Source organism: Filomicrobium sp. (genome assembly GCF_025698805.1).
GTDB classification, from domain to species: Bacteria; Pseudomonadota; Alphaproteobacteria; order Rhizobiales; family Hyphomicrobiaceae; genus Filomicrobium; species Filomicrobium insigne.
The window spans coordinates 153,095-172,893 of record NZ_JAILWT010000005.1 but is presented as its reverse complement, the minus strand read 5'-3'; the positions used below and the strand labels follow the sequence as shown (position 1 = coordinate 172,893).

22 protein-coding genes are annotated in these 19,799 nt (G+C 64.9%); 2 read left to right on the top strand and 20 right to left on the bottom strand.

Going from position 1 to position 19,799, the window contains the following annotated elements; translation table 11 throughout:
- The 11 genes from K5845_RS14325 to K5845_RS14275 form a co-directional block, all read right to left on the bottom strand.
- The gene (locus K5845_RS14325; protein ID WP_287959315.1) at positions 1 to 1,740 is read right to left on the bottom strand and encodes a relaxase/mobilization nuclease domain-containing protein; all 1,740 of its coding nucleotides are present in this window, start codon (positions 1,738 to 1,740) and stop codon (positions 1 to 3) included.
- 244 nt (positions 1,741 to 1,984) lie between these two features.
- Positions 1,985 to 2,746, bottom strand: a complete 762-nt coding sequence (locus K5845_RS14320) for a lytic transglycosylase domain-containing protein (protein WP_287959314.1) — start codon at positions 2,744 to 2,746, stop codon at positions 1,985 to 1,987.
- A gap of 3 nt (positions 2,747 to 2,749) precedes the next feature.
- Entirely contained in the window at positions 2,750 to 3,085 is a 336-nt protein-coding gene (locus K5845_RS14315) for a DUF736 domain-containing protein (RefSeq protein WP_287959313.1), read from the bottom strand.
- A gap of 45 nt (positions 3,086 to 3,130) precedes the next feature.
- Positions 3,131 to 3,676 (bottom strand): S26 family signal peptidase, encoded by a 546-nt coding sequence (locus K5845_RS14310; protein WP_287959312.1) that lies wholly within the window; start codon positions 3,674 to 3,676, stop codon positions 3,131 to 3,133.
- Positions 3,673 to 4,179, bottom strand: coding sequence for a DUF2840 domain-containing protein (locus K5845_RS14305; protein ID WP_287959311.1), 507 nt, complete (start codon positions 4,177 to 4,179; stop codon positions 3,673 to 3,675). Before K5845_RS14305 ends, K5845_RS14310 begins: the two co-directional genes overlap by 4 nt.
- Positions 4,176 to 4,430, bottom strand: coding sequence for a ribbon-helix-helix protein (locus K5845_RS14300; protein WP_287959310.1), 255 nt, complete (start codon positions 4,428 to 4,430; stop codon positions 4,176 to 4,178). Before K5845_RS14300 ends, K5845_RS14305 begins: the two co-directional genes overlap by 4 nt.
- Positions 4,427 to 5,065, bottom strand: a complete 639-nt coding sequence (parA, locus tag K5845_RS14295; RefSeq protein ID WP_287959309.1) for a ParA family partition ATPase — start codon at positions 5,063 to 5,065, stop codon at positions 4,427 to 4,429. The genes K5845_RS14300 and parA overlap by 4 nt, the downstream gene beginning before the upstream one ends.
- Positions 5,062 to 5,352, bottom strand: a complete 291-nt coding sequence (locus tag K5845_RS14290) for a helix-turn-helix transcriptional regulator (protein WP_184064166.1) — start codon at positions 5,350 to 5,352, stop codon at positions 5,062 to 5,064. The genes parA and K5845_RS14290 overlap by 4 nt, the downstream gene beginning before the upstream one ends.
- Before the next feature lie 153 nt (positions 5,353 to 5,505).
- Positions 5,506 to 5,982, bottom strand: coding sequence for a DUF2285 domain-containing protein (locus K5845_RS14285; protein WP_287959308.1), 477 nt, complete (start codon positions 5,980 to 5,982; stop codon positions 5,506 to 5,508).
- Positions 5,983 to 6,055: 73 nt separating this feature from the next.
- Positions 6,056 to 6,286 (bottom strand): transcriptional regulator domain-containing protein, encoded by a 231-nt coding sequence (locus tag K5845_RS14280; protein ID WP_287959307.1) that lies wholly within the window; start codon positions 6,284 to 6,286, stop codon positions 6,056 to 6,058.
- 126 nt (positions 6,287 to 6,412) lie between these two features.
- Positions 6,413 to 6,676, bottom strand: a complete 264-nt coding sequence (locus tag K5845_RS14275) for a DNA -binding domain-containing protein (RefSeq protein WP_287959306.1) — start codon at positions 6,674 to 6,676, stop codon at positions 6,413 to 6,415.
- A gap of 186 nt (positions 6,677 to 6,862) precedes the next feature.
- On the opposite strand from K5845_RS14275, the gene K5845_RS14270 reads away from it, so the two are divergent.
- Positions 6,863 to 7,150: a helix-turn-helix domain-containing protein gene (locus K5845_RS14270; RefSeq protein WP_041575158.1), complete on the top strand. Its 288-nt coding sequence runs from the start codon at positions 6,863 to 6,865 to the stop codon at positions 7,148 to 7,150.
- Between the two features lie 112 nt (positions 7,151 to 7,262).
- Here the strand turns inward: K5845_RS14270 and K5845_RS14265 are convergent, their stop codons facing one another.
- The 4 genes from K5845_RS14265 to K5845_RS14250 all read right to left on the bottom strand — a co-directional run bounded on the left by K5845_RS14265 (position 7,263) and on the right by K5845_RS14250 (position 9,492).
- On the bottom strand, positions 7,263 to 7,589 hold the full coding sequence (locus tag K5845_RS14265) for a DUF736 domain-containing protein (RefSeq protein ID WP_287959305.1): 327 nt from the start codon (positions 7,587 to 7,589) through the stop codon (positions 7,263 to 7,265).
- Positions 7,590 to 8,068: 479 nt separating this feature from the next.
- Positions 8,069 to 8,698 carry a CPBP family intramembrane glutamic endopeptidase gene (locus K5845_RS14260; RefSeq protein ID WP_287959304.1) on the bottom strand — a complete coding sequence of 210 codons (630 nt, stop codon included), beginning with the start codon at positions 8,696 to 8,698 and terminating at the stop codon, positions 8,069 to 8,071.
- A gap of 42 nt (positions 8,699 to 8,740) precedes the next feature.
- Positions 8,741 to 9,181, bottom strand: coding sequence for a hypothetical protein (locus K5845_RS14255; protein WP_287959303.1), 441 nt, complete (start codon positions 9,179 to 9,181; stop codon positions 8,741 to 8,743).
- Between the two features lie 143 nt (positions 9,182 to 9,324).
- Complete coding sequence (locus K5845_RS14250) at positions 9,325 to 9,492, bottom strand: hypothetical protein (RefSeq protein ID WP_287959302.1); 168 nt, start codon at positions 9,490 to 9,492, stop codon at positions 9,325 to 9,327.
- 355 nt (positions 9,493 to 9,847) lie between these two features.
- Between K5845_RS14250 and K5845_RS14245 the strand changes: the two genes are divergently transcribed.
- Positions 9,848 to 10,552 (top strand): hypothetical protein, encoded by a 705-nt coding sequence (locus tag K5845_RS14245; RefSeq protein ID WP_287959301.1) that lies wholly within the window; start codon positions 9,848 to 9,850, stop codon positions 10,550 to 10,552.
- A 45-nt stretch (positions 10,553 to 10,597) separates the two neighbouring features.
- Here K5845_RS14245 and K5845_RS14240 read toward each other — a convergent pair whose 3' ends face one another.
- The 5 genes from K5845_RS14240 to K5845_RS14220 form a co-directional block, all read right to left on the bottom strand.
- Entirely contained in the window at positions 10,598 to 11,524 is a 927-nt protein-coding gene (locus tag K5845_RS14240) for a DUF2493 domain-containing protein (protein WP_287959300.1), read from the bottom strand.
- 320 nt (positions 11,525 to 11,844) lie between these two features.
- A complete protein-coding gene (locus K5845_RS14235; RefSeq protein ID WP_287959299.1) occupies positions 11,845 to 12,885 on the bottom strand; it encodes a DUF7146 domain-containing protein in 1,041 nt (346 codons plus the stop codon).
- 69 nt (positions 12,886 to 12,954) lie between these two features.
- On the bottom strand, positions 12,955 to 15,081 hold the full coding sequence (locus K5845_RS14230) for a ParB/RepB/Spo0J family partition protein (protein WP_287959298.1): 2,127 nt from the start codon (positions 15,079 to 15,081) through the stop codon (positions 12,955 to 12,957).
- Between the two features lie 150 nt (positions 15,082 to 15,231).
- Positions 15,232 to 16,443, bottom strand: a complete 1,212-nt coding sequence (locus tag K5845_RS14225) for a DUF932 domain-containing protein (RefSeq protein WP_287959297.1) — start codon at positions 16,441 to 16,443, stop codon at positions 15,232 to 15,234.
- A 302-nt stretch (positions 16,444 to 16,745) separates the two neighbouring features.
- The gene (locus K5845_RS14220) at positions 16,746 to 19,721 is read right to left on the bottom strand and encodes a TrlF family AAA-like ATPase (protein WP_287959296.1); all 2,976 of its coding nucleotides are present in this window, start codon (positions 19,719 to 19,721) and stop codon (positions 16,746 to 16,748) included.
- Positions 19,722 to 19,799: the final 78 nt, after the last annotated feature.

The following is a 19,799-nucleotide window of genomic DNA, read 5'->3' as shown; positions in this document are numbered from 1 at the left end:
TCACAGACCCAGCCCCCGCTTGCGGCCGAAGCTCCAATCGATGCCGCCGTCGCCTCGGGCGAGGCCGGAGACATGACGGCCAAGCTGTTTTTCGAGTGAGGGGGACCAGGGGACGAGCTGGAAGCCAAGGCCGTCATCGATCATCGCGAAGCGGCCGGAGGCGAGTGCGATGCGCCGCTGGTAGGCGCCAGCGACGTATTCCCCCGCTGCGGCCTTATTGAATGGGCGGCCGCTCTCTGCCGCGAGCTTCGCGCCGACGGCATCCAATTCGCGTCGGCGCAGCGTTTCGATCAGGTTGCGGCTGAAGCTGACGCCGCGGTTCTGACGTTCGGCCAGACCTTGCCCAACTAGGTGTTCGGCGCGCCGGTCCAGGGCTTCGCGCACCTCCGCGCCGAAGCCCCCGCCGCCGAGCGCAATCGGCTCGCTGGCGATCGACTGTCTATCAAGCCAAGTCGCACCGTTCGCCGTGATCTGCTGCTCGATGGTGAGGTCCGACCGTACTGCCATCGCGACGCGACGCTGTCCCTTCGCGTCGTCGAACCTGCGCAGCTCGACGATCGAGCCGGGTGCGCTGTCGCCGGCGGCGTCGAGGTCGGGCAGCTTGATGTGATGGGTGCGGCCGTCCGTGCCGTCGACCACGGCATAGGCTGTACCCGTCAGCTCATCGTCGAGACCGCGGGCGACCAGCCGACCGACCACAGGATCGTCCAGGCTTTCCCCGGCGAGCACATAGTTGGACGCACCGCGTTCGATGCCGTGTTCGGTCAGACCGCGATGGATGCGCTTGATGATGTCGCCGCGTTCACCGAGCTGGCGCAGCGTCGTTTCGGCGTTTTCCGAAATCGCCCACTGGCCGGGACCGATTTGGTTGGCCAGGCCGAGGGACTCAAGCTTTCGCAGGCGTCCGACTTTGAGCGCATGAAACTCGTCGGGCTGGTGGTCGGGCCACGGCGCGAGGTCGACGACACCGGTGCGGTAGCTGTCTCGGGCGAGCTGCCGATCAAGATTGGTCCAGCGCTGGGTGTCGATCTGGCGCTCGAGCGTGCGGCGGATTTCATGATCGGTGCGACGTCCGAGCTCTCGGGTGATCAGGTCCCGTGCTCGATCCCGCATCCCTTCCTTGATGTAGTCGCGGGAGATGACGAGGTTCTCGCCATCGTCGCGCACGCCGCGGACGATCAGATGGACATGGGGATGCTCGGTGTTCCAGTGATCGACGGCGACCCAATCGAGCTTGGTCCCCAGGTCCTTTTCCATCTGCCCGACGAGATCACGCGTGAAGGTCTTGAGGTCCGCCATTTCCACGGCGTCGTCGGGCGACACGATGAACCGGAAATGGTGCCGATCATCCTCGCACCGCTCCGCGAATCCCTTCGGATTGGCATCATCGACGCCGGGGCCAAACAGCCGTGCCTTCTCTCCATCCCGGGTGACGCCCTCCCGGCGCAGATAGTTCAGGTGAGTCCCGAGCGGCGCGTTGCGTCCGCCATGGCGGACCACACGCGCCTTGACCATGGCGCCGCGTGAGCGGGACGTGATGAGCCGGTTCGCCTGAACCGACGCACGCTGGCCGCTGCCGAACCGCGAGCGGTGGCCAGGACCGATCGTCCCCTTACGGGAGACCGTTCCGCCGGCGCGTTGGGCGGCCGCGAGCGCCTGGGCGATGAACGGTCTAGCCCGCTGCGCGCGCGTTGAGCGAATACGGCCTGGCCGGATGCGGAAATCGTCTTCGCTGCTCATGGGCGCGGCGTCGCACATCGCGCCATCGCGCGGATAATCTTGGAGAATAGCGAAAGCCGCAGGCTGCGCCGGTCAGGCGCACCTCGCGAATTCGCTGTGTAAGCTCTTGAAAAAGCACAACCGAACCAAGGCGCACATCGCGCCCCTTTATCCTGCCATCGTGCGGTTGTGTTGCCCTGCTTCCCCCTCCACGCACTCCATGATGCGCTGGAGCCCGCCAGACCGCGATCCGTGCGAAGCGCCGTCATCGCGGGCCTCCACCATCCGAACGCGCCACGAACAGGCCCGAAGATTGCGGGACGATCGCGGAAGTCTCGCGCGCCGGAGTTGCTGCCGGAGGGTCGTCCGGAGGGCTTTCCGCCTGCGCTGGATCGACAGCGGTGATGCCGTCAGCCCGCGTGATGAACAACGGCGCGCGAGTCCAGGCGCGAGGATCAGCCACGGCGACGGTGATTGCACCGGGCAGGTCACCGCCGCCGAAGGAAGGGACCAATGCGGCGACATAGGCGCGGGTCTCGGCCGGCAACGGGCGGCCCGCGAGATATTCTTCGTAGCGCCCTGGTCCCGCGTTGTAGGCTGCAAGAAAACCCGGCGAACCGTAGCGATCATACATCTCGCGCAAGTACGCCGCGCCGGCCAGGATGTTGTCGCGCGGATCGTAAGGATTACGCCCGAGCCTATGGCGGACGCGCAGCTCCGCCCAGGTATCCGGCATGATTTGCATCAGGCCCATCGCGCCGGCAGAGGAGATCGCACGCACATCGCCAGCGCTTTCCGCGTGCATGACGGCGCGAATCCACGCGGCCGGGATGCGGAAGCGCTGTGCGGCCTCTTCAATGTGGGCGGCGAACGGATGGGCCGGCGCCGTGCGCGTGGCCGATGCATTCTGAGCGTTCGCTGTGGCGTTGAACGGCGCACCGAGGAGCAGGCCGGAAAGGAGAAGGAAGGCTGTCAGTCGGACGGCGTTTGGCCGCCCGACGACAGTTTGTTGGCGCGGGCCGGACATCGTTCAGTCCCGCTCGCCGCGCTTGGGCGGGCGATTCCAGTGCAGGTTCCACGCGGATTTGTCCTCGGTCGATTGGAAGAGGTTCGCGCGGATCGGCTGGGCCAGGGTGGGATCGTCGATCTGCAGGGAGACGTAGTCGCCGGCCTTTTCGCCGGTGCGTTTCCATCCGGCGCCGATCTCAGGTCCGTCATCGCTGCCATGGTGAACACGATAGTCCGGCGCATTCTCAGCGTCGGTGTGCTCGGCCGGGACGAGCACGATCTCGGCGTCCAGAGAGAGCGTGCGGATGTGTCCGGCATAGCCGGTCTTGGTGCGCGTGAATTCGCCGATCTGCGGCATGGGAAGACTCCTTCGCTATGCGGTGAGGTCGGATAGGCGCGTCGTTCACCGCGTCGCGGCGCGCCATTCGAAGCGGCCGCGGCCGTCTTCATCGGTCCACACAGGCGTTGCGCGGCCGATGATCGAGCGGGTGGAAATCGGACCGAAGTAGCGACCGTCGAGGCTGTCCTCGACGGACCAGTTCATGAGGAAGATCTCGCCGTCGGCGATGCGCCGGCAGCCCTGCCAGACGGGCAGATCGCGGCCGAGACGGTCGCGCGTCAGCGCTGCGCCCATCGCGATGCCATCGACGGTGACGTGTGCGCCGGTGCGGCAGATCTGCTGCCCGGGAAGGGCGGCGACGCGTTTCATGAGGGGGACGCCGCGCGGCACGTAGCCACGCTCGGCGAGGAACGATGCGAGCGGCTCCGGGGCTTCGACGGCGACGAGGTCCGTCACTTCAAGGCGTGGCGACCGCTCGAGCGAATAGAGGCCGATCGGCGTGCTGGCGGACGCGTTCCAGATCAGCCGGGGCGTGATGTGGATGAAGGACAGGCCACCGATCAGCATCACGGTGAAGTACGTCGTCATGACGTAGCCGAAGCGGGTCATGGCTCGACCCTTCGGCGCAGAAGGATGGCGCGATGCTGCTCGGCCGTGTAGCTGCGCGGCTCTTGGCCGGCAGCGAGACGATTGTGAACGTGCCGCCAATGATGCGGCGAGACCTCGGCGGGATTGATGCCGATCGACTCGATCGCGTCGACGATCTGCAGAACGCGCTCGACTTTCGGCCAGCTCTCGGCCTTCAGCAGAATGTCGCCACCGGGGCGCACGAAGGGTAGTGTCTGATAGGGTTCGCCCGGCGAGATCGCGCGCACGATGTCGATGCGTGAGATGATCGTGCCGAAGTCGTTGGCCGCCCAACGGACAAAGGCGAACACGCTATGGGGCGGGAAGCTGACGACGCGCCGGCGGCGGTCGAGAATCTGTTCGTGGACGTCCTGGCCGAACCTGACCCAGTATTCGATCTTCTTCTCAATCCAGGTCAGCTCGACGTGGGTCAGACCAACCACGGTCGGCGTCGCAATGCGACGCAAGTCAGGAGCGCCGTTCATGACGTACCTCCTTCGGCTGGGGGAAATTCGCGGGCGAGGAGTTCGCGCAGCATGTCGGCGACAGTCACGCCGCGCTGGAACGCGGCGATCTTGATCTGGCCGCGCATGTCGGGCGTGACGTCGATGGTGAGGCGTGCGGTGAAATTGGCGGCGTCGCCGCCGCGCGCGGAGCGCGGATCGGGGGCTTTCACCCAGCTCTCGGGATCGGCTGGACGTGCAGTGAAGGCACGTTTGTGGGATCGCTCCGTCATGGTGCGATCCTCCCGACCTCAGTGCAGAGTGCGATGATCTCGTGCGCAGCGGGGCTGCGCTCGTTGATCTCGGAGACCAGGCGGCCGGAGCGTGCCGCGTCGGCGAAGGTGACGCGCTGGCCGACGGTGCTGGTGAGTACCGGCGGATCGTGATCGGCGAGCGTCTCGGCCGTCTCGCGGGCGATGACGGTTCGCGCTCCGCAACGATTCAGCACGAAGCGGGCGGCGAGCTGGGGGCGGTAGATCCGCGCTTCGCCCAGCAGCGAGAGCATCTCCGCTGACGCCCAGCCATCGAAAGGCGATGGCTGCACGGGGATCAGTACCAGGTCGGCGGCGAGCAGCGCGGACCGCATCAGGCTGGCGACACGCGGTGGCCCGTCGATCACCACGTGATCGGCGCTTCGCGCGAGTTCCGGCGCTTCGCTATGAAGTGTATCTCGCGCCAGACCGACGACACCAAACAGGCGTGCCAGGCCTTCGCGCGCTCGCTGTTGCGACCAGTCGAGCGCCGAGCTTTGGGGATCGGCGTCGATGAGAACGACGCGCTTTCCTCGTCGAGCCCATTCACCGGCTAGATGCAGCGCGAGCGTCGTCTTGCCGACGCCACCCTTCTGATTGAGGATCGCGACGATCATGACGCGCCGCCGCGTCGCACGGGCATTCCCCCGGCGGGCGTCGCCTGCCGTTTCGCCGGATGGACAACACCGTGGCCGGGATCTGATGTCGACTGCCGTGTGCCGCGATCGGCCCAAGCCTGTAGGTCGTCGAGCGCATAGACAATGCGGCCACCCAGCTTGCGGTAGACCGGTCCCGTGCCGTAGGTCCGGTGCTTCTCGAGCGTGCGGCCCGACAGACCGAGGAAGCGCGCCGCCTCGGGTGTGCGGAGATAACGTGGCGGGGGATCGAGTCGCGCTGCTGACATAGGGGCCTCCGGGGCATCGGCCGCGCCGCCGGCGTGCGGTGGCGAAGCAGCGACCACGATGGCGAACCACCGGCGTCAGGGTGGATGACGGAGTGAGACCCCTCTGTGCGCGTACCCCTTGCGGCTATTGAATGATGAGCGTCGCGGCGCAGCTCAGCGGCCGGCCAGCAAGCGTAGATAGCCGCCGCGCATCATCGTCTCGGCATCCTTGACCAACCGGATGGTCTGGGCACGGATGGACGACGTTTTCCACTCGGCCGCGGATTGCTGGTGCGTTTCGAAGAGTACCGCGGCGATCTCGCGATACGTGGCGCCGGAGGATCGGCCGTCTAACGCACGCACCATGCGCACCAGCCGCAGGCGGTAGCGTGGAGTAAGCGCGAGCGCGCGTGGTGGCGGACCGGTCGCGCGTCCGAGCAGGTGCCGCTGGAATTGCAGTGCCGCTTCGGCGCGGATGTGGAAGCTGTCGTCGAGCGGCAGTAGCACTGCAAGCGGTTGCGTCGGTTCGATGGCGCCGACAACCAGATGAATATCACCACCGGGGTGAGGCAGCACGATCGCGGTTCCGCCGCCGCGCCGTCTGCGTGCGGTGGCTAGCGTCAGATCGAGTTGTTCGAGTCGTCGAGCCATCCGAAATACGGCTGGCGCGGCTTCGAGTAGCAATACGCTGGCGAGGTACTCGGGACGCCAAAAGATCGTGGTCTCATGAGCGGATCGATCGGGATCGATCAGGAAAGCGCAATCCCCATTGCGGGGCGGTGCTCCTTTGTCGCGATGTAGCGCCTGGCTGACTTATTGGGGTCCTGTGCAAGCTGTCGTACTCACTGCGATAGTCGGGATTGCGGCGCAGAAATTCCCACGCGAATCCCTGCCGCTCCAGCCGGTTAAGGGCGCGTTCGGTCTGCTCTAATCGCCAATCGGGCGGCTCGGCCATACGCGTCTCCTCGTCCGTGCTCAGAGTGGCCCCCTGCGCGCGCAGAGTTGCTGCCGACAAGACATGACGGAAGTCCCTGAATCTGGACGGCGCGATGCCTTCCACAACCGGGAGGAGAGCCCAATTTCACTGCGCTCGGGGGCGGAGGAGCTCGCGATAGCCGGTGGTTGTCATCCAGCGCGCGCGGGCGAGATGGGTTTGATGCATGATGCGAGCGCGTACGGGATCACGTTCGGGGTCAAGTCCGAAGATGATCTGCACCGCCTCACGCCAATCGGCGCCTTCCGCGTCGGCGTCCAGCAACCGGATATAGGCGGCGAGATGGCTTTCATCGTAGGCCGTGAGACGGTCGCTCTCGGGCGGACGATCTTGGAAGGCAATGGCGGTCATTGGCGCGTCCATCGTCCTTGGTTAATCGATCGTATCCGCAGCGCAACTGCAAACCAGACCGGTAGCTGAAATTTCCCGATGCTTTTCACGCATCGCGCCATCCCGCTGGCGGCATCGCGAGCAAGCGGCGTGGCCGTGTATTATAACACGTAGCGATATAATGCACGATTGTCTCCTATCCTGCGGATGGACATTCGCAGAATCTTTGGAGCCAACGTCAGGAGGTATCGCATCGCGGCCGGCCTCAGTCAGGAGGCGGTCGCCGTGAAAATGGGTGTGGACCGCGCTTATGTGAGCGGCATGGAGCGGGGCCAGCAAAATGTCACGCTGTTGACGATGTGGCATCTGGCGGAAGCGTTAGAAGTGAGGCCTGCCGCCTTTCTCGATGAAACGGTGGCTCCGATCCGGTTAACCGGATCGGCGGAAACGCGCAAAGCCGCAAAACCGCGGACACGGAAATCCGGCGACGTGTAGAGGTCGAGTCTGCTCAGATTAGCCGCTCGGGTCGTCTGAAAGCGGCTTCGCGAGCTTGGCAGAATCGAAAAGACGAACCCCGCCCGAGGATCGGGCGGGGTTCGCGGGCGGGTCAGTCGGCGCGGCGGCCGTTGGGACGAGACCAGATCAGGCTGTAACCCTCACCATCCTCGTCATCGAAGAAGTTGGCGTAAATCGGGGCGGTGAAGCTCGGATCGTCGAGCTTGAGGCCCAGGTAATCGCGGCCCTCGTTGCTGCGCTTGGACCAGGCGGCGCCAATCTCGACGCGGCCGACGAAGACGCGGTGGCTGGGGGCGTTGTCGCCGGAGCGGTTGGCCTCGGGGACGATGCGGACGTTCTTGGCCTGGACGCTGAGGGTGACGATTTGGCCCGTGAACTCGTTCGCGCCGGACTTCTTGAAGGTGCCGATGGTCGCCATGATAGTTCTCCTTGAACTCTGTTCCGAGCCCGCACCATTGCGGCCTCGATGGCGATCGACAGGCCGGAGGCGATCGACGCGGCACCTGCTCGCAGGCCGTAGCGCAGCGGAGGATGGCAGCCGGGAGACTTTCTTGCTTCGCGAGGAATGACGGCGCAGCCGGCAGGGGAAGAAAGTCGATCGGCGCCGTTGCCGCATAGGCGGTCGAGGCGTAGCCGACCTTCGGCCAGATCAGTCCATTGAAGAGGCCGTTGGGAGCGGTCGACCAGACAGAGATCGAGCAACGGAGAACGTGGCGACCTCGGTGCAACCGTCGAGATCGCAGCAACGATTCACACGATCGATGACCCGCTCTGTGTTCAGGCCAAGAACGTCCGGATCAGTCGCGAGTCGCCATTCCACGATCCAAGATGACAATGCCGCTGACACCCGCCTTTCGAAAGGCTGCTCGACAGACTTCGCCGATGAGCCGAGGTAGCTCACAGCGGGCGTATGAGGCCCCACAGATCGGTCGCGACATGAGCACAGATCAGCATCAGCACATCGCGCCGCCAGATGTAGAGGAGCGTCAGGATTCCGCCCGAAACCAAGGTTGTCGCTGCCGGCCCCGGTCCCCAGACGGGAAGATGCACGAGCACGGATGCGGCGAGGGACATCGCGCCTGCGAACCAGGCATTTCCAGTGAGTCGTTCAAGGCGCTCGATGGCATAGCCACGGTATAGCCATTCCTCACCGGCGCTGACGATCAGGATGGCGAGCGCGAGATACCATGCTGGGAGCTGACGAAACTGATCTATCCCGGTGTCGAATGAGCCTGCGTTCAGGTTCGTCACAAAGGCCGCTGGCCCGAAGATAAAGATGAAGAACAGGGCGACTGGCACAGCCCAGAGCGGTGACAACCAGCCAGAACGTCTGAACCCGACATCGCGCCAGCCAAGGCGTTCTCGGGCGGCGATCAATCCCACCGCCACCAGCAGACCCACGAACAAGCCGAGTGACAAGGCGCGTGGTGCGAGCGTCTCAGGCTCGGAAGCAATTGCCGTTGACAATAGCGCTACGGCTCCTGGCCCGATCAGCGCCATAGCAATGCCAAGATATGTCACGTTCACTCGGTCCGCTCCAGCGGCTAGCACGGCTCGCAAACTACGATGTCAGCCGTGAGCGACGCTCCCGCCGGGTGATCCAGGCGTCGCCATCGTCGTCATCTTCAACAGTGCAGTGACGCCAACAGCGATTGCCCCGATGACGGAAAAGACGATCTGCCATGTCTCGGACGGCATCGTGTGTTTCACGATGCCGTGGGTGGCATGGTAGCCGGCAAGTGCCGCCGGGGCGACGAAGGCGAGCACGACGCCGATCCGCAGCCAAAGCGGGCGCACGAAGGCGAGGAGAAGCTGGCCGACGCCATAGGTCAAAGCCGCTGCAATGGCGCCGACGACAAAGCCGCCGAGCCAACCGGCGCCGCTCTCATAGGCCCACATACCGGCGGCGACGCCTGCGAAGAGCGGCAGGGCGAACACGGCAAGCGTGAACAATAGCCAACAGAGCACGCCGATGGCTGCGATGCTGGCGAGGATGCCGATGAAGATCATGGTGATGGTCTCCCGTGAGAAATGTCTGACGGTCGCGCCTTCCACCACCACCACGGCGCGACGCAAACATAGTCGAAATCGAGCGAAGACGGGAGTGGAAATCCCGGAGGAGTTCCGCTCCCGCGAGCAAGATCTCATCGTGGTCACCAGGCGAAGGGATCGATTTCATAGACGATGTCGCTGGCGTCGCCGTCATATTCGGTGGCTGGAATAACCGAGAGGCTACCGTCGCCGGCTTGGAGGATGACGATCGCGACCATGAGCGTCGCTGCAAGGCTGAAGGCAAAGGCGTGAGCGTCGTTGAGTGACATTGTACCGGCTCCTGTCTGGAGGCGGAGGACCATCCCCCGCTGACAGGCGTCCGACGTGTCGGACTGAACGCTGCAATCACCGCGCAGGCGAAGCCGCAGCGGCGGCATGCTCGCATAGCCGACCCTTTACGGGTTGATGGCGACAAGCGATCAGTCGGACCAAGGATCAGCGCAGAAAAGCGGGGGTGCTTTGCTCGACGTGGAGCTACTCACCAGTCCACAAGACGTCATGCGCTTCGCCGTGCGAAGTCACTCGGTGTGGGCTATCTTGCATAGGCTGACTCGGCATCTTCGCCTTGAGCTCAAGGCGGTCACGGCGACGCGTGCCTCAATAGGGAGAACGAGGACATTCGGCATGGGAGAGATTAACATCCCCCACGATCAGCAGGTTGCCATCGCGGCGATCGACACCAGCGAGTTGGACAGGCTCATCGAGCAGGCGATCCGGGAGGAACGGTCCGGCGATTTACACCGTCTCGCTCTCGCGAACTGCGGCTCCTACATCGCAACAAATCTCCATTCCTTTGACCGTGCGTTGGCGAAACACCGCGAGGCCAAGGCACAGCGAAAGCGAGCGGAAACAGGCGACGCCCTCCGACGTGCGGGCCGTGATCTGTCCTTCGCCGTCGGAGCTATGAAGCGACGACTGGAAACCGAGCAGAAGGAAGCGCAGCTCTTTATCGTCGATGACCACATCATGCCGCCTCATCGCTTCAGCAAACATCTGAGCGTGAAGGTGAGCTATCGGTGGCGCCGGACTGTCGATGACAAGTGGACGTTCGGCAGCATAACGTTTGTGCATGACATCGATCTACGTCCGGACTATGCGGCACCGATCCCCAGGCGAAAACCGAGCGCTGCCAAGCGGGAGCAGGACCTACAAGAGAGGCTGTATCAAACTTGGGAGCACCTGATGAGAGGCGCGCTCTATTCGGTCAGGGATTATTTCCGGGAAGGCGGTGACGGAGACAAGATCCCCAACACCTTCCAGGCGACGGTCGATTCTCACTCCCGCGGGCTGAACAATTACAGTACGCAGTTCTGGCGCCCGCAGCCTTGAAGGCTCCCGCCTATCAGGGTGATTAAAGGTGAAAGATGGCGGCGCTTACGCGCCGCCGAACTTCCAGACCGGGATGCCGAGCTTGCGGGCCTTGTCGGCGAGGTTGTCCTGAATGCCCGTGCCCGGGAAGTGCATGACGCCGATCGGCAGGACGTCGAGCATCTGGTCGTTGCGCTTGAATGGCGCGGCCTTGGCGTGCTTCGTCCAGTCGGGCTTGAACGCGATCTGCGGCACGTTGCGATGATCGGCCCAGCGTGCGGCGATGCGCTCGGCGCCCTTCGGGCTGCCGCCGTGCAACAGAACCATGTCCGGGTGCTTGGCGTGAACCTGATCGAGCTTGGCCCAGATGAGCCGGTGATCGTTGAAGTCGAGTCCGCCGGTGAGCGCGATCTTCGAGCCAGCCGGGAATAGGACGTCGTTCTTGGCGCGCTTCCTGGCAGCGAGAAAGTCGCGACTGTCGATCATCGCCGAGGTCAGGTTGCGATGGTTGACCATCGATCCGCTGCGCGGCCGCCACGATGAGTTGGTGTGGCGTTCGAAGTGGTCGGCGGCCTGGTCGCGCATCAGCTCGAACGCGTCCCTGCGTTCGATCAGCGTTTGCCCCTGGGCGGTGAGCCGTTCCAAGTCGACGGATTTCACCTCGGAGCCGTCCTGCTCCCGTTGGCTCCGCCTCTGCGCCTGCTCGTTGTCGTCGAGTTCGCGCTCGATCCGGTCGGTGGCGCGGTGGAAAAGATTGACAGTCGACCAAAGAAGATCGTCGAGGTCGGGCTCGAGGCGGGTGTCCTGCAGGGTTACGATCAAAGCGTCGAAGATGTCAGCGATGGCGCCGGCTACGACGTTCCCGTCGGGTAGCGGCCTCGGGTCGAGTTCGTCCTGGAAAGGGCGGAAGCCGTAAAGCTGAAGTTCGGTGAGAACGTGGTCGGTAGGAGATGAAGCGTGATGGGGCTCGAAGTCGTCGCGATCGCTCGTCATGGGATGCTCCTTCGTCGGTCTGACCGCGACCCTCGCGGCCTTCTGGCGACGAAAGCCGTCGGGCGGGCCGGGCCTGCACCCGGAGCGAAGCGCAGGGCCGAAGCGTCAGCGGAGGATGGCGAAGCCCGGTTGTTTTGCTTCGCGATGCAAAGGCCCGAAGGGCCGGCGGAAAAGAACCGGGCGCAGCCATTGCCGGGCCGGACCGTTTGACGGCCGATCGCCCTCTCGAAGGCCGGGTCGCGGTTCTTTCCGGCGAGATGGGAGAACCAGTCGGACGATCGCGCTGAAAGCGCCGCCGCTATTGCCGCATTCCTCCGGAACTACATCGCATCGGTCGCGAGGAAACGCGCGACATCTTCGGGGACGAGCTGACCGCGGACGTTGGCCCAGAGTGCAACAATGCCGATCCGCCTGAGATCCTCGTTGAAGTCTCCGAGCGTTGGCGACAGAACAATCGCCTCGATGCCAGCAGAGTTCGCCCGTTCGATCAGACTGTCGCGCGCGCCGTCACCGGCCGGATCGTCGTCACGCACGATGTAGAGTCGGCGGAGCGTTGGCGGGAACAGGATGGCTGCGAGATGCGCGGCCGATAGCGCGGCGGCCATCGGCATACGGGGTGACGCCATCCGCAGCGACAGTATCGTTTCGATGCCTTCTCCGGCAGCCATCACGTCACGCGCCACGTCGAATCGGACCGCATGGCCGAGCAGGTCGCCCATCGCCCGCCGCGGCGTGTCAATCGGCGCCTTGCCGCTACCGTCGAGTGCAAGCCAGGTGCGATGTGCGCCGGTGATCCGGCCGCCGAGATCGGTGACGGATGCGATCATCGCCGGCCAGCTCTCGGTCGGGCTATGCTCGTCTGGCCGGTAATAGCATCGCGGGTGAAAGCGCAGCGATCCGGTTCCGTGCAAAGCCGTGATGCCGCGTTGACGTAAGTACGTCTCTACGAGAGTGCCCGGAATCGGCTGTGAGATGGACAAGAGCCGGCGCGCCGCCTCCGGCGATCCGGTCGGTGCCGGTGCGAGGCGCCTCGATTGCGGCTCCGGGTCCGGGTGCGGCAGGCTGAGGAAGACTCGGGCTTCGTCGACCACATCCTTGAAGTCGAGCAAGCCGCGGCTTTCGCGGATCACGTCGAGCAAATCGCCATGTTCGCCGGTGGCGGCGTCCGTCCATTTGCCCGCAGCCCCCTTGCCGATCTCCGCGCCCTTCAGCCGGACAAACATGGACCGGCCCGGCGTGTTGCGGGCATCGCCCACCAGCCAGTAGCGACCCTCGCGGCGGCCGTTCGAAAGATAATGACGGCACACTGCCTCGGCCTGCCGCCCGAGGCGTTGCGCCAGATCGGATGCATTGTCCGGCATCGTGTCCTCCGGAACGAAAAAGGGCCCGCCATCGCTGGCGGGCCCCTGACGGTGCGGTTGGCTCCTTTGTTACTCGGCCGCTGTGGCGTGATGTTCGAGCGCGACCGATGCATCCTCGGTCACTTCCTCATCTTCCACCACGACCGTTTCGCCGCCGTCCGCCGCCGTTTCTGCGCCCGCCGCATCGGCGCCCGCTTCGGCGGAATCGATGACGTCGGATTCGGCGACATTCGGCACGCAACGACCAGGCGTGCGCAGCGGTTCCGGAAGCCATCCGGACCCTGCCAACAGCGTCTCGGCCTGTTCCGCCATCTCGGCCTTCTTCAGGTGCTCGATGCGGTCGCCCGCACGCGCGCTCTTCGCCTCCCGCACTGCTGCGAGGATGCGGGCCTTGGTGACGCGGCCGAAATAGTTGCCGATCGTCGGCGTCCAACCGGCGGCGACCATGTCGAGATCGACGGCCTGGGCGATGCGGTCGGCGTGTGCAAGGGCTCGAGGCTTGCGATTGTAAGCCTCATAGATCGCGTTGACCGACAACGACACGCAGTGCGCGAACAGCGCCTGACGGCTGTCGGTGTCGAACGACATGAGCCCGTCCCAGAGATCGGCCGGCTCTTTCGGCAGGGCAGAGAGCCAAGCCTGATGCCGGGCGTCGAAAGCGACGGCGAGCGCGCTGTCGGCAAGGCCCGGCGCCTGAGCGCCGAATCCCGCGCTCTTCACGTCGAGTTCCAGGCAGGTGTCCTGTGCGTAGCGGTAGAACAGCTTAAGGCACAGGGCATGAAGCGCCGCGACGAAGGCGATGTCGGGATGCTCGCCCAGGGAATGGCGAAGGGCCAGAGTCCTGTGGGCGGTCAGCTCGGTCATCAGCCGGTCAGGAATCGGCTTGATGCCGTCGTCTTCCTCGGGCTCATCCGCAGGAGACTCCGCGCCTGCGCTCGCATCGTCGTCCTCGGCTTGGACTGCGATCGCATCCTCGTCGGCGGGATCGGCCTCGACGTCGGCCTCCGGAGCGATCGGAAGCTCGTCCTCGGGGCGAACGTAGCCACGCTCGACGCGCAGGACGCCCGAGCCGTCGATGCTGACGAATGCGCCAGCACGCGCGACCTCATCGGGATCGAAAGCCTGAGGACGATCGTCGAAAGCGGCAACCGCCGTCTCGATCTCGCCGAGCCGCTGGTCGACCTCGTCGGGCAACTCGTCGGCTTCAGCGTAGGTCTCCTCCAGACCGTCCATCTCGGCCTGCAACGCATCACGGGTCGCCTGCTCTTCGTCAGTGAGCGGAATCTGCTCGCCGCGCAGTTGCCGCAGGCCATAGATGTGGCCGTAGGCGAAGTCGGGCGCGACATCGATCCACTTCCAGCCTTCGGCACGGATTGCCTCGGACTCCGCCCGAAGCTTCTCGGCCACCAGCGTGTCGAGGAGGCCAACATCCTGCAGCCAGCCGCCGTCGTCGCCCTGGAACAGGTCGCGCAGAATCACGCCGCTTGCGCCAGTGTAGGCGTCGAGGCCGATGAACTGCGCGCGCTTGTCGGAAGCTCGCACCGCACCCTCGGTCAGCATCCGGCGAATGACGTGCGGCTCCTTGGAGTAGGACTGGCTCAGGCGCTCGAACACCTGCTCCTGCCGCTCGTGGTCGCCGTTGACGGTGAACGCCATGAGCTGGTCGAGAGTCATGCCATCGTCGGCATAGACGTCGAGGAGCTTGGGCGAGACCGACGCCAGGCGCAGGCGCTGCTTGACGACCGACACGGCGACGAAGAAGGCCGCGGCGATGTCCTCCTCGGACTGGCCTTTCTCGCGGAGCGTCAGGAAGGCCCGGAACTGATCGAGCGGATGCAGCGGCGCGCGCTGGACATTCTCGGCGAGGCTGTCCTCCTCGGGGATGCCATCCTCGCGCACGACGCAGGGCACCGGCGCGGTCTTGGCCAAGCGCTTCTGCTTGACCAGGCGTTCGAGCGCGCGGAAGCGGCGGCCGCCGGCCGGAACCTCGAACATGCCGGTCTCGACGCCGTCGGCATCGCGAACCGGCCGCACGGTGATGCTCTGCAGGAGCGTGCGCCGGGCGATGTCCTCGGCCAGCTCTTCGATCGAGACGCCGGCTTTGATCCGGCGGACATTGGACTGGCTGAGCACCAGCTTGTTGAAAGGGATGTCCCGCGACGAGGACAGGGTGATCTTCTTAACAGCAGTAGCCATCGGGATGTACTCCGCGACGGGCGGCCGAAAGCCTCTCTCTCGGCCTCCAACCCGTCACGAAGCGAGCGCAGCCCTCTTCCTCTAGGAGGTTGGGGCTGCGCAGAGGCGTAGAGGCGCGAAGCCGCAAACCCGGCTCCACGCCTCGCCATGTTACCGGACGCTGGAAAGGAGCTTCGCGGCCTTGCCCTCCAGCTCCAGCCGGGAATCCTGATGAGGCTTGGTACGGGCAAGCGCCGTGATCCCCTGGACGAAGTCGAAGATCGACTCCGGCGGACGCCCTTCTTCCTCCAGCACGGTGGCGATGATCTTCTCGGTCTCTGGACGTGAGAAGCCGCGGCGGCGCAGAAAGCTTTCGCGATCGTCATCCTTGCGGGCGACGATCTGTTCGCGAGCTGCCCTGATCCCGGCCAGAAACGGCATGGGCGACGACGTGGCGAAGCGTTCCAGCGCCGGCGCCGCCTGATGCGCGAAGCGATGGCTGGCGAACTTGCTGTGGCGGATCGAAATCTCCTCGAAGCCCTCGGCGCCCCAGATGTTGCGATTCATACAAACCGCGCGGAGATAGAAAGACGCCATGCCGAGCGTCTTCGAGCCGACCTCGCTATTCCAGCAATAGAAGCCCCGAAAGTAGAGATCGGGATCGCCGTTGGGGAGACGGCCGGCCTCGATCGGATGGGTGTCGTCGACCAGGAAGAGAAACACGTCGCGATCGGAGGCGTAGAGCGTGGTGGTGTCCTTGGTCACTTCGACGAACGGGTTGTGCGTCATGGTCGACCAATCGAGCAGGCCTGGCACCTTCCATCTTGTGTCGCCTGTCCCTTCACCGGCGATCTTCATGACCGCGGCGACCAGCTCATGGTCCCAGATGCGGCCATAGTCGGGGCCGGTGACGGCGCGCAGCTCGATCCGCCCGTCATCGGCTTCCAACGTCTTCACCAACTCGGCTCTGTGCGAGAGCAGTCCGTGCTGCATGTTGATGCCGGCAAGCGGCGCGGGGAGCTGCCGCATATAGCTTGCCGGTGCGCCGACCAAGCTGCACATCTGGCCGAACGACCAGTGCGTCGGAGCGATGGGCTCGTCGCGGCCGGGAACGATCAGCGCCAGGCGCTCGGCGTCGTCGCGACTTGCTTCGACACGGATCGCGCGAGATTCGACGGTGCGGGCGGTGGCTCGATCAGCCCGTGCGCGCACGGCGGCGTAAAGATCGCCGAGCGATAGATAGCGCTCGTCGTCGGGCCGCGAGAACCATTCGGACGATACTCGCCCGATCCGCTCGCCCCGCGAGATGTCAACTTTATAGCCAGCCGAAACCGGCGGCGAACCGATGCCGTCCCGGTCGGTGATGGTGCTTATCTGGGTCATGGCAGAATCTCCATGACGGGCCGGCCGGGAGCCTCTCTCTCGACCTCAAACCCGCCACGGCGACAGCCGCTGCCCTCTCCCTCTATGGGGTATCGCGGGGTCTGCCCGCAGAAGGGGGCAGCCGAGATCCTGGGCTCGGTAGCAGGGGAAGGCGTTCCCCTCCAGCGTCACATCGTTCCCCTGTGGCATTTCGGAATGCGAGAGCTTCCATCCGTTGATCCCGGCGGAGAACCGCCATCTGCCGCGAGCTGGAGGCGGCGCGACGACTGTCGTTGATCCATCGCTAAGTGCCGGCTGCGCTCCTAGCGATCCAATCGGACCCGAAGCCTGCGGGCGCGTTCGCGGAAGGCTTCCTCGCCGCCTTCGAGAATGTCGCAAACCGCCTTGCGGATCTCCGCGTTTTCCAGGCCTCCGGCTTTATAGGTGATAGGCGGAAGCCCGCCGGCAGGATGCGGTCCTGCGTCGGCGACGATGATTTGGTCTGCGTCGGTGTTGATGACGAGGTTCGCATTGTGCGTGACAATGATCACCTGGCGCTTGGCCTTGGCGGTGACGAACAGCGCGACCAGCTCCTCGAACACCGATTTGGGGTCCAGATTTTCTTCTGGCTGGTCGATGATGAGCGGCCGATCGTCCGCGTCGTCCAGAGCCAGATAGAGCAAGAGCAGCACAATACCCCGGGTGCCCGGGGAAAGCTTACGGATATCGATCTCGTCGTAGGCGATCTCGTAGCGGACCGTGATGTGGTCGGTGTCGAAGAGCCAGTGCGCAAACCGTTTCAGCCAGGCGCGAAATTCCGCCTGCTGGTTCTGGGCGTAGGGCGCGTGGCCGATTAGATCGCGCATGTATTGTGCGATGAACCTCGCCATCGCCGCCTGTACATCGGCAGCCGAACCGGTTTCCCAGGCTGGCCGCAAGGTGGTGTCGGTCAGCGCGATTAGCGCGCCGCGGCCTTGAAAGGGCCCGGCCTTGCGGCGGTCGAGCAGGTCTTCTTCGGCGACCGACCCCCAGGCGGCGACATCGACAACCCGGCGGACCGAGAAGCCGAGCTTGCGCAGCGTGCCGCTGGATGCCGTCAGGCGGGCCATCAGCGGTGCGTAGAGATCGGCAAGCGCGGTCTGTTCGTTGATGATCGCCTTGAAGACCCGGCCGTAGGTCGCATCGCGCTCGGCCTGAAGATCCTTCCGCCGGGCGGCGGCGCCCTGGGCGTCCGCAAGGCGCGTCTGAAGGGTTTGGAGGGCCGTGTTCTCCTGAGCGATACGCTGCGATAGGGCGGCATATTGGCTGCGGACGAGATTGTCCGCGCTGACCAGCGCTTCCAGCCGCGTCATCTCGGCAAGGAGCGTGTTGAGGTTCAGCTTCGTAAGGTCGGTGGTGTCCGGAAAGAAAGGCGTTTTCGGGTCCCCGGCCGGAACGGGCGCGCCCGTAAGCGTGGCGACCTGCTTGTCGGCCCACGCCACATAGCCCTTCAGACTCGTGTCGACGTCGCCCTTGTAGATGAGCAGGAATTCGTCCCACTGCTGGGGGCTCAGACCGCTATACTGGTGTCGCTCTTTGGCTTGGCGCAGTAGCTCGGGCGCCTTGGTGGCGCGGGTGCTAGCCACCTCGTCTTGCAGAGCGAGGAAGGTGCGGCGCTGGTTGCCGTAGGCTTGGATGGTGCCGCGTAGCACCTGAACGGCCTGTCCCAGCTGGGCGTGCCGTTTGGCCTGGGCCTCGGTGCCTTTGACGACGAGCTTGGCGAGATCCTCATTGTAGCTCTTGATCTGCCCGGTCTTCTGCGTGACCTGCGCGGTGAGGCCGGCGATCGACGCCTCCTTTTCGAATTCGGTGGCGATGCGATCCGATATGTCGGCGATCGCTTCGGCCTCTCGCTCCCGGGCCTGCCGGAAGCGGGCGGTGCGATAGTCACGGAATTCGGCGAAGTCGATGGCGCCGCCGCGATCGTCTTGCGGGTGAGCCTCGAAGATCACGCGCTCGATCTCGGCGATCAGGCCATCCGATACGCCATTTGCGGAGCAGAGCTCCTCGACGAACTGCTGCGACAGGTAGCGTGCGCGGGGAAAGGACAGGTGACCGTTGGCGTCGCGGCCGTCCAGGAAGCGCCTGACGGACGCGCCGCCGCCCCAGGTCAGCGTGACGGTCCCATCGCCAAGGAGCTTGCGGGCGCGCACGAGGAAAGAGGGGCTGATGTTCTCGTTCGCGCGCCAGGCGGCGGGCGCGATCGCGTCGCAGCCTGCTGCGATCACGTCGACAAGCGCGGTCTTGCCGGAGCCGCGCGCGCCGATGACGGCGACGAGGCCGGGGTTGAGTGGGATGTCCGGCGTGACGGCCCAGTCCGCATCGGCGATCGTGACGCGCGAGATCACCTGCGAAGGCATTGCGCTACGAGGCGGTTCCGTGCCGACATAGGCGCGACCCTCGGGATCGATGCAGGCTTGGCGCAGCGCGTCGAATTCGAGGCCGCCCTTGATCCACGAGTACCGGTCCTCGGCGGGGTGGCCGACAGTCTCCTGGTCATGGGCGTCGCTGCCATGGAGACACGGCTTGCAACCGTCGTAGCGCTCCTTGAGCTGATCGAGAGTCGCTCCGCGGCGCCCGGACCAGAACTCGCGCTGCGCCGGACTGCTCGAGAAGATGATGTGCGCGAACTTCTCTATCTCCTCGCGCACAGTGGCATCGGCTGCCTGCCGCAGTCCCGATGTCCCGTCGCCGGCGGCGCCCGCAACGGCGACGAGGATGTTGGCCTTCGCCCAGTCGCTCTCGCGCATGACCCGGCGGAGCTGGTCGAAGTTGACTTTGAACTGGGTGGTACCGTGGGCGAGCGCAGCGCGATCGTCGGTGATACTTGTATCGGCCTTCTTGCCGAGCGAGATCAGGTCGGCGAGGGTGCAGTTGAAGGTGTCGCCATGCGCCTGGAACTGAAGACGCTGAAGGATGCGGTGCAGCTCGGCGACGTGGTTCGGGTCCTCGGGGCTGACGAGCAGGTGGATGTTGACGAAGCCGGTCTTGGCGGCAACATCCAGGCGTAACTCGACATTCGGGAAAATGAGCTGCACGTCAGGCAGTCGGCCAGCCGCCTTGTGCTTCAGGACCTCCACATAGGTCTCGGTGAGATAATAGTCGGTGACCGCGAGGGCCTCGATTCTCGGCGTCACGATCTCGAGGTTGCTGAGGTAGGTGTCCCACGCCGTGCCTCCGCCGAACTGGTTGTTGAGCACAGTCCCCGGCGCGTGGATGTGCGGTTCCCAGCGGCGCCATTCAGATCCACGACCGATCATAGTTGCCCCCTTGTTATTGCCGGTCGTTGTACGTCCTGGTGGTCGTCTCCCCGGTCGATGGCGTTCAGCATTTATAAG

What these genes read in the sequence shown, in the direction of transcription:
- K5845_RS14225 (WP_287959297.1), bottom strand. Translation starts at nt 16,443, where the DNA reads ATGACCCAGATAAGCACCATCACCGACCGGGACGGCATCGGTTCGCCG.
- K5845_RS14325 (WP_287959315.1), bottom strand. Translation starts at nt 1,740, where the DNA reads ATGAGCAGCGAAGACGATTTCCGCATCCGGCCAGGCCGTATTCGCTCA.
- K5845_RS14240 (WP_287959300.1), bottom strand. Translation starts at nt 11,524, where the DNA reads ATGACGAGCGATCGCGACGACTTCGAGCCCCATCACGCTTCATCTCCT.
- K5845_RS14305 (WP_287959311.1), bottom strand. Translation starts at nt 4,179, where the DNA reads ATGAACGGCGCTCCTGACTTGCGTCGCATTGCGACGCCGACCGTGGTT.
- K5845_RS14285 (WP_287959308.1), bottom strand. Translation starts at nt 5,982, where the DNA reads ATGGCTCGACGACTCGAACAACTCGATCTGACGCTAGCCACCGCACGC.
- parA (WP_287959309.1), bottom strand. Translation starts at nt 5,065, where the DNA reads ATGATCGTCGCGATCCTCAATCAGAAGGGTGGCGTCGGCAAGACGACG.
- K5845_RS14290 (WP_184064166.1), bottom strand. Translation starts at nt 5,352, where the DNA reads ATGTCAGCAGCGCGACTCGATCCCCCGCCACGTTATCTCCGCACACCC.
- K5845_RS14265 (WP_287959305.1), bottom strand. Translation starts at nt 7,589, where the DNA reads ATGGCGACCATCGGCACCTTCAAGAAGTCCGGCGCGAACGAGTTCACG.
- K5845_RS14245 (WP_287959301.1), top strand. Translation starts at nt 9,848, where the DNA reads ATGGGAGAGATTAACATCCCCCACGATCAGCAGGTTGCCATCGCGGCG.
- K5845_RS14275 (WP_287959306.1), bottom strand. Translation starts at nt 6,676, where the DNA reads ATGACCGCCATTGCCTTCCAAGATCGTCCGCCCGAGAGCGACCGTCTC.
- K5845_RS14315 (WP_287959313.1), bottom strand. Translation starts at nt 3,085, where the DNA reads ATGCCGCAGATCGGCGAATTCACGCGCACCAAGACCGGCTATGCCGGA.
- K5845_RS14235 (WP_287959299.1), bottom strand. Translation starts at nt 12,885, where the DNA reads ATGCCGGACAATGCATCCGATCTGGCGCAACGCCTCGGGCGGCAGGCC.
- K5845_RS14270 (WP_041575158.1), top strand. Translation starts at nt 6,863, where the DNA reads ATGGACATTCGCAGAATCTTTGGAGCCAACGTCAGGAGGTATCGCATC.
- K5845_RS14255 (WP_287959303.1), bottom strand. Translation starts at nt 9,181, where the DNA reads ATGATCTTCATCGGCATCCTCGCCAGCATCGCAGCCATCGGCGTGCTC.
- K5845_RS14250 (WP_287959302.1), bottom strand. Translation starts at nt 9,492, where the DNA reads ATGTCACTCAACGACGCTCACGCCTTTGCCTTCAGCCTTGCAGCGACG.
- K5845_RS14220 (WP_287959296.1), bottom strand. Translation starts at nt 19,721, where the DNA reads ATGATCGGTCGTGGATCTGAATGGCGCCGCTGGGAACCGCACATCCAC.
- K5845_RS14230 (WP_287959298.1), bottom strand. Translation starts at nt 15,081, where the DNA reads ATGGCTACTGCTGTTAAGAAGATCACCCTGTCCTCGTCGCGGGACATC.
- K5845_RS14300 (WP_287959310.1), bottom strand. Translation starts at nt 4,430, where the DNA reads ATGACGGAGCGATCCCACAAACGTGCCTTCACTGCACGTCCAGCCGAT.
- K5845_RS14280 (WP_287959307.1), bottom strand. Translation starts at nt 6,286, where the DNA reads ATGGCCGAGCCGCCCGATTGGCGATTAGAGCAGACCGAACGCGCCCTT.
- K5845_RS14310 (WP_287959312.1), bottom strand. Translation starts at nt 3,676, where the DNA reads ATGACCCGCTTCGGCTACGTCATGACGACGTACTTCACCGTGATGCTG.
- K5845_RS14320 (WP_287959314.1), bottom strand. Translation starts at nt 2,746, where the DNA reads ATGTCCGGCCCGCGCCAACAAACTGTCGTCGGGCGGCCAAACGCCGTC.